Origin of the sequence: Sporosarcina sp. ACRSM, from assembly GCF_022346545.1 — a bacterium.
In the GTDB taxonomy this organism is placed as follows: domain Bacteria; phylum Bacillota; class Bacilli; order Bacillales_A; family Planococcaceae; genus Sporosarcina.
In genome coordinates this window covers 140,770-154,938 of record NZ_JAKRNU010000010.1, presented here as the reverse complement: position 1 = coordinate 154,938, position 14,169 = coordinate 140,770, and the positions used below count along the sequence as shown (strand labels likewise).

The following is a 14,169-nucleotide window of genomic DNA, read 5'->3' as shown; positions in this document are numbered from 1 at the left end:
CTCAATCCATTGTATATTGTAAACGTTGTTTTTCCGTATGACGCTCCATCGCCAACTCAATCAATTGATCGATCAACTGAGGATACGTCACACCTGTCTTCTGCCAAAGAAGCGGAAACATGCTCACCGGCGTAAAGCCCGGCATCGTATTCACTTCGTTGATCAATACTTCATTGTCGGCGGTCACAAAAAAGTCTGCACGGACCAGTCCTGAACAATCGAGCACTTTGAATGCGCGGATTGCTGCGTCTTCCATCTTTTCCGTCACTTCATCCGTCACCTCTGCTGGAATAACCAGAGCCGTATTGCCGTCTTTATACTTTGCTTCATAATCATAAAATGCAGCGACAGGTTTAATTTCACCTGAGACCGAACATTTCGGCTCATCATTTCCGAGAACGCCCAATTCAATTTCCCGTGCCGTCACGCCTTGTTCTACAATGATTTTCCTGTCAAACTTCAATGCCAGTTCTACCGCTTCGATTAAGCTTTCCCGATCCGTTGCTTGACTGATCCCTACACTCGATCCAAGATTGGCAGGTTTCACGAACATCGGCCAGCCGAGCTCCTGCTCCATCTTCTCCACAAGTTGCACTTTTTCACGTTCCCATGCAGTCCGGATAAAATGCACATACGGCACTTGTTTCAATCCAGCTTGTGCAAACAATTGCTTCATGACCACTTTATCCATCCCTGCAGACGAAGCGAGTACACCGTTTCCGACATAAGGAACATTCATCACTTCAAATAATCCTTGAACGGTACCGTCCTCCCCGTTCGTGCCGTGTAGTAACGGAAATACGATATCAGGGGTCTCGCCGTTCAAAAAACCATGCATACTATCCGGCTGACTCGTACCGTCTCCAGCTAAGCGTAATTCCTCGATCGTTTTTGCGGGATGTTCAAGCGGCTTGCCTTTCCGCCATTCTCCTTCATACGTGATGTATACCGGAATCACTTCATATTTCCCGAAGTCCACCGCTTGTGTCACTGCGCGTGCAGTCGACAAGGAAACTTCATGCTCCGCGGATTTCCCCCCGTATACCAAAGCAAGTTTTTTTCTCATTTTTTCTCCCTCACGATCCATAAGTTTTCGATACCTCAGTTTAGCACGCACAACTTTTCAAGGGCAACCTCACAGTTCACAATGCGTCCAATAGAAGGATATGCAACTATAACTTCTATGCGTTATACTGATAGTGATTGTATTATATGAAACATAGGTGAATGAAAGTGAAATTGACAAATAGGCCTGCCGACCGATTCGATTGGACGCTAGCCTTTATATTATTGCTCTTTTGCATCGTTAGCTTATTTGCAATCGCCTCTGCACAAACATCCGGCCAATATCCGATCAACTTCGTTCCGCTTCAGATCAGATGGTATATCATCGGAGCCTTCATTATTGCGATGACCATGTACTTTGAACCAGAACACTATAAAAAGATGGCTTGGATTTTGTATGGTTTTGGGATTCTACTCCTTTTCTTTCTGATGATCGCGCCCGGCGGCCAGGGACAAATCGCTGAAATCCGCCTAGGTGCCAAAAGATGGCTTAACTTACCTGTGATCGGTCGAATTCAACCTTCCGAGTTCATTAAGACTTTTTTCATCTTAGGCATGGCACGAATGGTAAGCAAACATAATGAGAGGTTCTTCAACCGATCGATAAAGACGGATTTTATCCTTCTTGGGAAAATAATGCTTGTTCTTTTCGTTCCACTTGCTTTCATCGTCAAACAACCAGATCTCGGAACTGCGCTAGTTTTCATTGCGATTACCGCTGCAATCATCGTGGTAGCCGGCATTTCATGGAAAATACTGCTTCCCCTTTTTACAGGGGCGGCTGCACTCGGTGCAACATTATTATCGATGGCTCTCTATGCACAAGATTTCATGGAAGAGAAACTCGGTTTTTCCCGTTACCAGTTTAAAAGGGTCTACTCGTGGCTTGATCCACATTCCTATCCTTCAGACGAAGGATATAACCTTCTGACGTCTATGACGGCAATCGGTTCAGGAGGGATGGCTGGAAAAGGTTTTCAAAGCCGCGAAGTCTATATACCTGAAAATCACACAGACTTTATCTTCAGTGTGATTGGGGAAGAGTACGGCTTTCTAGGTGCAAGCATCGTCATCACCTTATTTTTCATCCTGATTTATCATTTGACGAAAGTGGCACTGGAACTGAAGGATCCATTCAGCATCTATGTATGTACAGGGATTATTGCCATGCTGACATTCCATGTCTTTGAAAATATCGGCATGACAATCCAATTGCTTCCAATCACAGGGATTCCCCTCCCTTTCGTCAGTTACGGAGGCAGTTCTCTCTTCAGTAATATGCTTGCGATCGGACTGGTGTTCAGCATGAGATTTCATCATCGGACCTATTTGTTCGAGGCCGATGAGGACAACGATCTATGATTCTGCAATCCTTTAATGGATGAGGATAATGCCCCTCAACCTTATTTATTCTGGAACAAAGGTGACTATAAATGAAAATAGATAATAAGCAAAAGGAACGCTTCGATTGGACACTTGCTTTCATGTTGTTGCTATTTTGTCTGATCAGCCTGTTTGCAATTGCATCGGCACAGACGACCGGCCAATACAAAGACATGTTCGGAATGCCCATCAACTTCGTTCCATCCCAAATCCAGTGGTATATCGTGGGCGCAATCATCATTGCCATTACGATGTACTTAGAACCCGACCAATATAAAAAAGCCGCTTGGATCATTTACGGCGGCGGAATTTTCCTACTAGCCATGTTGTATATTCTTCCCGATAGTCTAGCGCTAGTCGCAAAAAGAAATGGTGCCAAAAGCTGGTTCCATATCCCTGGACTCGGTAGCATTCAGCCGGCAGAGTTCATGAAAACATTCTTCATCATCGGTATGGCGCGGATGATTACCAAACATCATGAAAAATTCATCGAAAAAACATTGAAAACGGATTTTTTATTGCTCGGGAAAATGATGGGTGTACTATTCATCCCTTTGTTGTTCATCATGCTACAGCCAGACCTTGGGACAGGACTCGTTTTCATGGCGATCACAGCAGCATTGATCGTCGTGGCAGGGATTACATGGCGCATCATTGTCCCGATTTTTGCAGGAACCGCAACTATCGGAGTCACCTTACTGTGGATGGCGTTATACGCCCAGCAATTCCTGCAGGATAAACTCGGCTTTTCGCCTTATCAAGCGGCAAGGATCTACTCTTGGCTCGATCCGTATACGTATTCGTCCGATGAGGGGCGGCATCTGATCACGTCACTCAATGCGATCGGTTCCGGCCAAACATTCGGTAAAGGATACCAAGGACGTGAAGTGTATGTAGCGGAAAGCCATACTGACTTTATCTTTACGACGATCTCTGAAGACTGGGGCTTCATCGGCGCAAGTATTGTTATTTGTATGTATTTCTTTCTAATTTACCATTTGACGAAAATCACGCTGGAATTGAAAGATCCGTTCAGTACGTATATTTGTGCAGGAATCATCGCAATGATCACGTTCCACGTCTTTGAAAATATCGGGATGACCATACAACTCTTGCCGATCACTGGAATTCCACTGCCTTTCATCAGCTACGGAGGCAGTTCTCTCATGGGGAATATGCTTGCCATCGGACTCGTATTCAGCATGAAATTCCATCATCGGACGTACCTATTCAGCTCAGACGAGGAAGACTAACGAAAAGCGGAAGCGGCTGGTCAGCCTCGACAAGCGCTGGAAGGCTTGAAGATCAAGGCACCCTTTGCCTTGATCAGCAAGACTGAAGCGACTCGAGAGGCTAGCCGCTGGAGTCTGGACAAAGAAAAGCGAAGGGCGCCGCTTAGATGCGACAGGCATAAGGCGAGTCGACGGCGTGGCGCTCTTTGCCACAGAGTCGGCTTGACTTATGACCCGAGCATCTGGCGCCCGGAGTCTAGACAAAGAAAAGCGCAGGGCGCCTGAACAGTGAAAAAGCTCCGCTTGGGAACGGTTCCCCAGCGGAGCTTTTCGTATAATTTTATTGTGACTGTGGATGCGGGTCTTGTGCAGGTGGCGCGAGGGCTTTCAGCATTTCCAGACGGGATTTCGTTAGCGTAGCCGAAACACCCAACTTCGCCAAGTTGGAGATGATCTTTTTCAAATCAACTTCTTGAGCCATCTTTTCCACCTCGACCTTTCTACATGGTATGGACGTATTGGAAAACCATAAAGTTTCTTTTGAAAACACTATAGAGATTCTTCTAATGAATGAAAATTGTTCCATTTCGCTGTTACTCCAATCATACCACTCCCGCCCTCATTTGAATCTTTCATTTCTGTTACAATTTCACCGAATTGTAAAGGTTTCATACGTCAAAATAAAAATCAATTTTGTCCCTTGTAGACAAGGTAAATCTTTACTAAATGAAATTAAACAGAAAATTGACGTACCCCTAACAGGTACAATAAGATAAGAATAGTGAGGGAGGCGTAATCTTGACAAATGACCTTATAATGGATGAACATTCGGAAGAGTCATCTGGGCTCTCATGCAGAAAGAGCCATCATCCGGAAAAAGTGAAAACGAATTTAATCCACCGTCTGAACCGGGTGGAAGGACAAATCAGAGGGATTAAAGGCATGATTGAAAAAGATGTCTATTGCGATGATATTATTACACAATTATCGGCTACCCAGTCTGCGCTTAACAGTGTAGCGAAAGTATTGCTCGACGGCCATTTGAAAGGCTGCGTCAAAGAACGACTCGCTGAAGGCGATGATGAGATACTAGACGAACTGCTTGTCACCATTACAAAACTAATGCGAAAATGAACCTCGAATCAAACAATATCGGAATTGCTTATGAATGCGATTGAATCAATGTTCAACAATAATGTAGACTGTCACTGCGGCATGCCGCAGTGCTTTTTTGTGATTATATACCCTCCTAGGTAAAGGATTACTGGTACCCTTATAGAATTAGAGAGTGAGAAGGTTTCCACTCAGTCGATGTCTTTCGTCGAAATGGGACTAGGAGGTGTATTCGAATGAGCGAAAAGAAAACAGACATTGTGATTACCGGCATGACTTGTGCCGCTTGTTCAGCGCGGATCGAAAAAGGTTTAGCCCGTATGGAAGGCGTACATGAGGCAACTGTCAATCTTGCCCTTGAAACGGGAAAAGTGACGTATGATCCAAGCGTCTTAAGTTCGCAAGATCTATTATCCAAAATTAAAAATCTGGGCTATGACGCGGAATTGAGAGGAGAAATTTCAGAAGAGCATGAAGATCACCGTCAAGTGGAAATACGGCATAAGACCCAGCTATTCTTCATTTCTGCACTCTTATCCTTTCCGCTGCTATGGACGATGGTTTCCCATTTTTCCTTCACGGCTTGGATGTATGTGCCGGACTATATTCTCGATCCGTATACACAATGGGCATTGGCGACACCTGTCCAATTTGCGATTGGTTGGACGTTTTACAGAGGAGCCTATTTCTCACTCCGGAACGGCAGTGCCAATATGGACGTACTCGTTGCCCTTGGGACCTCCGCAGCCTATTTCTATTCCGTCTATCTCGTCTTAAGCGGGTCGGATCACGGCCTTTATTTTGAAACGAGTGCAGTGCTCATCACGCTTATCCTTCTTGGCAAAGTGTTTGAAGCGAGAGCGAAAGGACGCTCTTCCAACGCCATTAAAAAGCTGATGGGGCTGCAACCTTCAATGGCGATTGTTGAAAGAGATGGGTTCACCAACGAAATTCCGATTGCAGACGTCCAAGTCGGGGACATTCTTGTCATCCGTCCAGGGGCCTCGGTTCCGGTCGACGCTGAAGTCATCTCGGGTAGATCCGCCGTTGACGAATCGATGTTGACCGGGGAAAGTTTACCGGTCGATAAAAAGCAAGGCGATGCTGTTTATGCAGCGACGGTCAATGCGAATGGCTCATTGCGGGTGCGTGCCCAAAATATCGGAAAAGATACGGTCCTTTCCAACATCATCCAGGTCGTCGAAGAAGCCCAAGGATCGAAAGCACCAATCCAGCGGCTAGCCGATCGGATTTCCGGAATCTTTGTGCCGATCGTCGTCGGCATCGCTGTCGTGACTTTCCTTGCATGGTACTTGATGATCGAGCCCGGCAACTTTGCAGAAGCTCTCGTGAACACGATTGCCGTTCTAGTCATTGCCTGTCCTTGTGCATTAGGTCTTGCCACACCGACTTCGATCATGGCAGGTTCGGGACGCGCCGCGGAGCAAGGGGTTTTATTCAAAACAGCGGAAGCAATGGAAAACACGAAAGCGATCGATACAGTCGTACTCGATAAAACCGGCACGATCACACAAGGTGCCCCCGCAGTGACCGACTTCAAAATCGCTTTCGGCTTTGTGAGAGACCGGGTCATCGCACTGGCAGCAGCCGCTGAAAATAATTCGGAACACCCCGTTGCCAAAGCGATTATTTCTTATGGGCTTGCAGACAATACTACATTACCCAAAGTCGATCATTTTGAAGCCATTCCCGGGCAGGGAATTTCGTGCACCGTTGACGGAAGCACCGTGCTGATGGGGACACGTCAATTGTTGGTCAATCACGCCATCCCGCTCGATCCAATGCTCGCGGATATAGAAATACTGGAAAACGAAGGCAGGACCGTCATGTATATGGCGATCGATCGTACACATGCGGCAACGATTGCCGTTGCCGATACGTTGAAGGTAACATCAAAACAAGCGATTGCGGAACTGCATGAGCTTAGACTCGACGTCATCATGCTCACCGGCGACCAGGAAAGAACAGCCCGTGCCATTGCATATGATGCCGGAATCGACCATGTCATCGCCGGCGTCTTGCCGCAACGAAAAGCGGAAGTGATCGCTTCCCTGCAAGCCGACGGGAAAAAGGTCGCCATGGTCGGTGACGGCATTAACGATGCCCCAGCATTGGCCGTAGCGGATATCGGAATAGCTATGGGCACAGGCACCGCGGTCGCCATGGAAGCCGCCGATGTCACAATCATGCACGGCGACTTGTTACGTGTAACCGACACCATCAAAATGAGCCGATTGACCGTGCAGAATATTAGACAGAATCTGTTTTGGGCCCTGGCCTACAACTCCATCGGCATCCCGATCGCGGCGGCCGGTTTGCTCGCCCCTTGGGTAGCCGGGGCTGCCATGGCCTTTAGCTCCGTATCGGTCGTGTTGAATGCTTTGCGGTTACAGAGGGTGAAATTGAGAGATTAGATTGGTTGGGGAACACCGCGAAATTTTTGCGGTGTTTTTCTTTTGGCGGCATTTTGGTTACTTTACGAAAAATGTTGCCTTGTTCCATAATTCGATGGTTTTCTTTTAGAAATGCGTTGTTTCCTGCCTTATATCGCTTCCTCCCCTTCTTTTCCGTTGTTCGAATGGACTTTGTAAGGTTAGAATGGAGATATCGATTTGGTAGAAAGCAGGTATTTATATGAAAAAAGTGATTCTTCTTCTGATGTCTGTTCAGTTTTTTGTATATCTCGGTTTTGGTATTATTATCCCCATTCTGCCTGAGGTCGTTGTACAACAAGGTTTTTCTGAAGTGCATGTCGGCGGGTTGCTGACAGTCTATGCACTTGCTTCTTTTTTCACCGCGCCACTTTGGGGATCATTGTCAGATCGCACGGGAAGGAAAAAGCTGATTCTGCTAGGACTTGCCGGATTTAGTTTGAGTTTCTTTTTGTTTGCGTTATTCATTGAGAATCTGCCGCTGCTGTATGTATCACGTGTAGTCGGCGGAGTGTTTTCTGGAGCACTCTATACGGCCGTGACCGGTTTTGTTGCGGATCTAACGGATGAAGAAAATCGAAACAAGTATATGGGCCTTCTCGGTATGTCGATCGGGCTCGGTTTCATCTTCGGACCGGCTATCGGGGGCGTGCTCGGTCACTCTAGTCTTCAATTGCCTTTCATCGGTTCAGGTGTATTGACTTTGTTGTTGATCGTCTATGCGTCGATCATTTTGAAAGAACCAGAACGTCGCGGCATGGCGAACAAACGCGCACTGCTTCCAAAAGGCGGGACCGTGCTGTGGCAATATCGAATTCGTTATCTATTCCTGTTTTCATTCATGGTGACCTTCCTACTTGCAGGTCTTGAGTCGACATTTCAACTGTTCCAAATGTCGAAAATTGAAATCACACCCCTCCAGATCGGTTACCTATTCATGGCAAGCGGTTTTGTCGATGCCGTCATTCAAGGCGGTGTCGTCCGACGTGTGAAAAACGGCTCGGAAACGAAGTGGATCATCGGGGCGCAAATCGTCACGGCTTTGGGACTCCTGCTCATTCCATTCACTTCGAGTCTTTTATGGGCCGGATTTGCGTTAAGCGTCTTCACCGCCGGGAATGCACTCGCTCGAACCGTATTGGTTTCATTGACCACAAAAGAATCCGGTGGGAAATACGGAACAGCGGCAGGGATGACTTATTCCATGGATAATATGGGACGCATTATCGGTCCACTACTGTTCACATGGATTTTCACACAACAAGCAGGCAATATGTATTTCATCTCCTCCATCCTTGCAGTCATTTCCATCGGGCTCATCTTGGCGTTCAGGAAAACAGCCAAATCACTCCGCAGTTTGGAGACTGTTTCAGAATGAAAAATGAACCGCTGGGAGCATCTTGCTTCCAGCGGTTCATTTTACACCGTAGAACGAATCTCCGGCGGTATGTTTAAGCTCAAATTCGATTAGACTTCCACCGTCTGCTTTTCGAGTGGTTCGTTGTAGATCTTTTTATCGAGTTCACCCGTCACGCGCGCTGTCGTCACACCCGCTGTCATCGAACCACTGACGTTCAATGCGGTACGACCCATGTCGATCAGCGGTTCGACGGAAATGAGCAACCCTGCCAACACAACGGGTAGGTTCATGGCTGATAGGACGAGGATCGCTGCAAATGTCGCTCCCCCACCAACACCCGCAACACCGAATGAGCTAATCGCTACAATGGCAATCAATGTAAGCAGGAATGTTGGTTCCAACGGATTTTGCCCGACTGAAGGTGCAATCATCACCGCAAGCATCGCAGGGTAAATGCCTGCACAGCCATTTTGGCCAATCGACAGTCCGAATGATCCAGCAAAGTTGGCCACGCCATCAGGTACACCGAGACGCTTTGTCTGCGTATCAATGTTCAGCGGCAATGTACCGGCACTTGACCGTGAAGTGAAAGCGAAAATCAATGCCTCTCCAGCTTTTTTCACGTAGGTGATTGGGTTTAATCCGGATAGGGTAATAATAAGTAGATGCACACCGAACATGACCAAGATCGCCGCATAAGATGCCAACACAAATTTACCGAGACTGTAAATGGCCGCAAAGTCGGATGTTGCGACTGTTCTTGCGATAATTGCCAAGATTCCATAAGGCGTCAGACGCAAGACAATCTTTACTACTCCCATGATCAGTGAATAAATGGCATCGATCCCTTTTTTTACTGTAGCTGCATTTTTCTCATCCCTTTTCGAAAGGGTCAAATACGCAAAACCTAGAAATGCGGCAAATATGACCACGCCGATTGTAGATGTCGGACGTGCCCCTGTGAAATCGAGAAATGGATTCGCGGGCAATAGGTCGATGAGTTGTTCAGGCAATGCGCGGTCCGCAACACCGACAGAGCGCTCTTCAATCGCGGCACCTCGAGCTGTTTCCGCTTCCCCTTGAACAATTTCAGAGGCGTCCAAACCGAACAATAGTGTAGCTGCTATTCCGATGGTTGCGGCAATCGCCGTCGTACCAACAAGTATTCCTAAGATCATTCCCGCCATTTTCCCGAAGTTTTTACCGATTGTCACTTTTGTAAAGGCAGCCAAAATCGAAATGAAAACGAGTGGCATGACAATCATCTGAAGCAACTTGACATATCCAGTACCAATCAAGTTAAACCAAGGCATCGAATCATTCAACACTGCGGAATCCGCCCCGTAAGCGAAGTGTAAAATGAGTCCATAAGCAATTCCAAGACCAAGTCCCGTAAATACGCGTTTCGAAAATGAAACCTTTTTACGGTGCATTCCATATAATATACCGACAAGCAGAAGCAACCCTGCTATATTCAACAAAAGAAAGAATGTATCCAAATTAGTGTTCCTCCCAGCTTCTTAAGTCAACCTAGTATAGATATTATATCTTAAATACCAATCAGTCAAGTAGGCTTTACCATCAATAAATAGATTATCATTTTTTTCCATACAATAATTAGGTATACTAATAGAGAAGTACGTTTTGTAAGGGAGGATGCTTATGACCCCATTGATCAATCTTATTGTGATCGTCATTCTAATTTCGAATATCGGCTTGGCCATCGCACTTATTTTCCTTGAAAGAAGAGACCCTACTGCTACATGGGCTTGGCTCCTCGTACTCTTTTTCATCCCTATATTTGGTTTCTTCATCTACCTTCTTCTCGGCAGGCAGCTTAGAGAAAAACATCTTTTCCGTTGGGAAGGACGACATAAAATCGGTATCGACCAATTGATCGATTACCAGATTGAAGCGATTGAACAAGGTACATTCGATTTCAGATTGGATGACACGGCCCATTACCAAGATATGATTTACCTTCATCTCAGAAATAACCACGCTGTATTGACCCAAGACAATGATATCCAAATTTTCAATGATGGCACAGCGAAGTTTGATGCGCTGATCAATGACCTTGAACAGGCTAAAGATCATATCCATTTCCAATATTATATTTTGCGACTCGATCAGCTCGGAAAAAGAATCTATGAAGTATTAATCCGGAAGGCGAAACAAGGGGTTAAAGTCCGCGTCCTATTTGATGATATCGGTTCCCGCGGCTTACACAAAAGACATTTGAAGGAGCTCGTCGCGCACGGAGGAGAAGTTGAAGCATTTTTCCCGGCCACCCTCCCTCTGATCAATCCGCGCCTGAACTATCGAAATCACCGGAAAATCGTCGTTATCGATGGGCGGATCGGCTATGTCGGAGGCTTTAACGTAGGAGATGAATACCTCGGTCTGAACAGGAGATTCGGCTATTGGCGCGACACACATCTTCGCATCGAAGGGAGTTCGGTGCACCCGTTACAGACCCGGTTCATCCTTGACTGGAACCAGGCATCTGAGAAAAATGATATTGAATACGCAGAACGTTATTTTCCAATTATTCCCCGAAAAGGTTCAGTCGGTGTACAAATCGTTTCCAGCGGGCCTGATGAGCAATGGGAACAAATTAAAGACGGCTATTTAAAAATGATCTTCATCGCGAAGAAATATATCTATATCCAAACACCGTACTTTATTCCAGATGTGAGCTTTTTAGATGCATTGCGTATCGCTTGCCTGTCCGGTATCGATGTGCGCATCATGATTCCAAATAAACCTGATCACATGTTCGTCTATTGGGCGACCTATTCCAACGTCGGCCTCTTATTGAAGGCTGGTGCCAAAGTTTATATTTACGAGAACGGCTTTTTGCACACAAAACAGATTGTCGTCGATGACGAATTGTCCACAGTCGGCACTGCCAATATCGATGTTCGCAGCTTTAAGCTCAACTTTGAAATTAACGCCTTCATCTATGATCGCGAAACATCCCATGAGCTAGCGGAATTATTTGAACAAGATATGCTCTTATCAACGGAGCTGACGTACGACATGTATTTGGAACGTACCCGGATGATCAAAATAAAAGAATCCATCTCACGATTGCTGTCGCCGATTTTATAATGACAAACAAAAGCATAAGCGCCTTGGTCAAGGGCGACAGGCATAAGACGGATTAGGGAAGGCAGTCTAAGTTCGCCGCGTCCTGCGGCAACGACTGCATGACCCACATCCTATGGGCCCAAGAGGCGCTTTTTTCCTCACAGTCAGGCTGGCGAAGCCTAGACGAGGACAAAAGCGCAGGGCGCCTGCCTAGACGCTCGGAGGCTAGACGATGAAAAAGGGACATACCGCTCACCTGGTATGCCCCTTTTTCGTTTTTGCAGTTTGTATCGTTTTACTTGACGTCCAAGTATTCTTCCAATGTAATGTCACGGTTGTAAATGTCAGTCGCCATCTCGACACCTACATATCTGTAATGCCAAGATTCATGCATATAACCGGTAATATCTTCTTTCCCTTCTGGATAGCGCAATATAAAGCCAAAGCGGTGTGCATTGGCAGCTAGCCATTTCCCGGCTTCCGTTTCTCCGAACGAGGAGGAGGCCCAATGCTTTTCGAAATTCACTTCCCCAATATCAAAAGCGAGTCCTGTTTGATGCTCGGAATAGCCCGGACGTGCACTATACGTATCCGCCGCTTCTTTACCATCACGCTCCACATAGCGATCATAAAGCGTCTTTTGATACTCAAACGATCGGTACGTACTAAAAGCGGTAAGATTAAAACCAGAAAGTTTAGCTTCCGCCGCCATTTTGTCAAACGCTTCGCGTGCCGCTGGATCCTCTCCTGGAGCGAACGTCGACGGCAGCGGGTATTTCTTATTGGCGAGTAGAACTTGATTGATATAGGTCGGTTCTTCAGGCAACTGCTGGTCGATTATATAACCGCCGGCATCGACAGTCATCTCCCGCCGCTCACTGCCAGCATCCCCACCTTGTTCTGTAACATCTCCGGAGGTTTTCTCTATCTGCTCATCCGTCTTCCCATCTTCCACATCCAGTTTGCTCCCTGCCTGCTCGCTCGGCGCATGAGATAGACCAAAGAACGTTTGAACCGACTGAGTACTTTTTTCAACATCCCACCCATTGAATCCAAGAATCGCTACCAAACCGCATCCAACCAAAGCCGTCACCAATAAAGTGATGGTCAATCCTTTCCCCGTTTTCTTCTTTTTCACGTATTTGTTTTTACGTTTCATGAATGATCATTCCTTCTCAAAATCTATCTCTAGTCTACCATTATTTCGGCCCAACAGTATTCGTTTATTGGCCAAATAAAAAACAGGATTCTTATCAAAAAGGACGCTCCACGGATTATTCAGTTCCCGCGAACGTCCACCTGTCACATGATTACATTAATGATGAACAACAGGATACAGGCTACTGCGAAAAAGATCGACATCCATCGCATCCATTTCGACTCACGTTCCATCCCCTGCTCTTTAAAAGATTTTGCACGGCTGCCATTCGTCAGGGCGAACAAAGCCGTCAAGGCAATCACCGCATGATTCAAATCCAATTTGATAATGAAATATAGAGAAGCAGCCGCTGCCGCAACCATTCCGATTCCAACTAACCATTTGCCTTGCACGATTGTAGCCTCCTAAGAAAAAGACCGAAGAATGCTCTCCGGTCTACTTTCACTTACCATCTTTTCCTTTTTTGTCGTCTTCTACAATTTCAGCTTTGTCAGCCGGCGCTGCTTCTGGAGCAGGTTTGTAGTAAAGTTTGCGTCCCAAATATGTTTGGAAGATGAGGAGAATCCCACCGACTGCCCAGTAAAGCGGCAATGCTGCCATCGCTTTAAAGGAAATGAACATAATCATGATCGGTGACATATAGATGAACATTTTCATTTGTTGTTGTTGCTGTTCAGGCATCGTCCAAAGCGAAATACGCGCCTGTACAAAATAGACAGCACCCGCTAGAAGCATCATCAGAATATCGGGTTCCCCTAAGTTAAACCAAAGGAACTGGTGTGATTTTACTTCCGGTGAATAGAGAATTGCAAAGTAAAGACCCATAATGATCGGCATTTGAATGATCAGCGGCAGACAACCCATATTGAGCGGGTTCACCCCATGCTTCGAATAAAGACCCATCATCTCTTGCTGAAGCTTCATCTGCTCTTCTTTACTTCCACTTTCCTTTGCTTCTTTCAACCTTTTTTGAATGTCTTCCATTTCAGGACGAAGCGCATCCATTTTCACTTTCATATCCTGCTGTGCCCGATAATTTTTCAACATGAACGGCATGAGAATCAAGCGAATCAATACAGTAATCAGAATAATCGCCAAACCATAACTTCCGTTGAACAGGTCGCTAAAGAACGTCAGTAACCAATCCATCGGCTTAACAAAAACATTGTAAAATGTACCTTCTTTGTTCTCAACACCGGCGCAACCACTTAGAAAGGCAGCGGTTATCAGTAACATCGTCACTAATCCAATTCTTTTTTTCAATAGATTCACCTTCACTAATTCAAACTAATGAAAAGTATACCTCAAACC

Annotated in this window: 12 protein-coding genes; 6 read left to right on the top strand and 6 right to left on the bottom strand. The window is 46.1% G+C overall.

Going from position 1 to position 14,169, the window contains the following annotated elements; genetic code table 11:
- Position 1: 1 nt before the first annotated feature.
- Positions 2–1,066: a D-alanine--D-alanine ligase gene (locus MHZ95_RS16045; RefSeq protein WP_239391796.1), complete on the bottom strand. Its 1,065-nt coding sequence runs from the start codon at positions 1,064–1,066 to the stop codon at positions 2–4.
- A gap of 167 nt (positions 1,067–1,233) precedes the next feature.
- Here MHZ95_RS16045 and rodA point away from each other — a divergent pair, with 167 nt between their 5' ends.
- Both rodA and MHZ95_RS16035 read left to right on the top strand, forming a co-directional pair.
- Positions 1,234–2,427 carry a rod shape-determining protein RodA gene (gene rodA, locus MHZ95_RS16040; RefSeq protein ID WP_239391795.1) on the top strand — a complete coding sequence of 398 codons (1,194 nt, stop codon included), beginning with the start codon at positions 1,234–1,236 and terminating at the stop codon, positions 2,425–2,427.
- 71 nt (positions 2,428–2,498) lie between these two features.
- Positions 2,499–3,701, top strand: a complete 1,203-nt coding sequence (locus MHZ95_RS16035; RefSeq protein ID WP_239391794.1) for an FtsW/RodA/SpoVE family cell cycle protein — start codon at positions 2,499–2,501, stop codon at positions 3,699–3,701.
- A 319-nt stretch (positions 3,702–4,020) separates the two neighbouring features.
- Here MHZ95_RS16035 and MHZ95_RS16030 read toward each other — a convergent pair whose 3' ends face one another.
- Positions 4,021–4,161: an Lmo0850 family protein gene (locus tag MHZ95_RS16030; protein WP_239391793.1), complete on the bottom strand. Its 141-nt coding sequence runs from the start codon at positions 4,159–4,161 to the stop codon at positions 4,021–4,023.
- Positions 4,162–4,496: 335 nt separating this feature from the next.
- Between MHZ95_RS16030 and MHZ95_RS16025 the strand changes: the two genes are divergently transcribed.
- The 3 genes from MHZ95_RS16025 (at position 4,497) to MHZ95_RS16015 (ending at position 8,624) form a co-directional block, all read left to right on the top strand.
- Positions 4,497–4,814: a metal-sensitive transcriptional regulator gene (locus MHZ95_RS16025; RefSeq protein WP_239391825.1), complete on the top strand. Its 318-nt coding sequence runs from the start codon at positions 4,497–4,499 to the stop codon at positions 4,812–4,814.
- Between the two features lie 215 nt (positions 4,815–5,029).
- Positions 5,030–7,228 (top strand): heavy metal translocating P-type ATPase, encoded by a 2,199-nt coding sequence (locus tag MHZ95_RS16020; RefSeq protein WP_304649444.1) that lies wholly within the window; start codon positions 5,030–5,032, stop codon positions 7,226–7,228.
- 220 nt (positions 7,229–7,448) lie between these two features.
- Positions 7,449–8,624 (top strand): MFS transporter, encoded by a 1,176-nt coding sequence (locus MHZ95_RS16015; protein ID WP_239391792.1) that lies wholly within the window; start codon positions 7,449–7,451, stop codon positions 8,622–8,624.
- 89 nt (positions 8,625–8,713) lie between these two features.
- Here the strand turns inward: MHZ95_RS16015 and MHZ95_RS16010 are convergent, their stop codons facing one another.
- A complete protein-coding gene (locus MHZ95_RS16010; RefSeq protein ID WP_304649455.1) occupies positions 8,714–10,039 on the bottom strand; it encodes an L-cystine transporter in 1,326 nt (441 codons plus the stop codon).
- A gap of 229 nt (positions 10,040–10,268) precedes the next feature.
- Here MHZ95_RS16010 and cls point away from each other — a divergent pair, with 229 nt between their 5' ends.
- The gene (gene cls, locus MHZ95_RS16005) at positions 10,269–11,720 is read left to right on the top strand and encodes a cardiolipin synthase (protein ID WP_239391790.1); all 1,452 of its coding nucleotides are present in this window, start codon (positions 10,269–10,271) and stop codon (positions 11,718–11,720) included.
- Between the two features lie 274 nt (positions 11,721–11,994).
- Here the strand turns inward: cls and MHZ95_RS16000 are convergent, their stop codons facing one another.
- The 3 genes from MHZ95_RS16000 to yidC form a co-directional block, all read right to left on the bottom strand.
- Positions 11,995–12,858: a M15 family metallopeptidase gene (locus MHZ95_RS16000; protein WP_239391789.1), complete on the bottom strand. Its 864-nt coding sequence runs from the start codon at positions 12,856–12,858 to the stop codon at positions 11,995–11,997.
- 143 nt (positions 12,859–13,001) lie between these two features.
- Positions 13,002–13,250 (bottom strand): CLC_0170 family protein, encoded by a 249-nt coding sequence (locus MHZ95_RS15995; RefSeq protein ID WP_239391788.1) that lies wholly within the window; start codon positions 13,248–13,250, stop codon positions 13,002–13,004.
- Between the two features lie 49 nt (positions 13,251–13,299).
- Positions 13,300–14,121 (bottom strand): membrane protein insertase YidC, encoded by an 822-nt coding sequence (gene yidC, locus MHZ95_RS15990; RefSeq protein WP_239391787.1) that lies wholly within the window; start codon positions 14,119–14,121, stop codon positions 13,300–13,302.
- Positions 14,122–14,169: the final 48 nt, after the last annotated feature.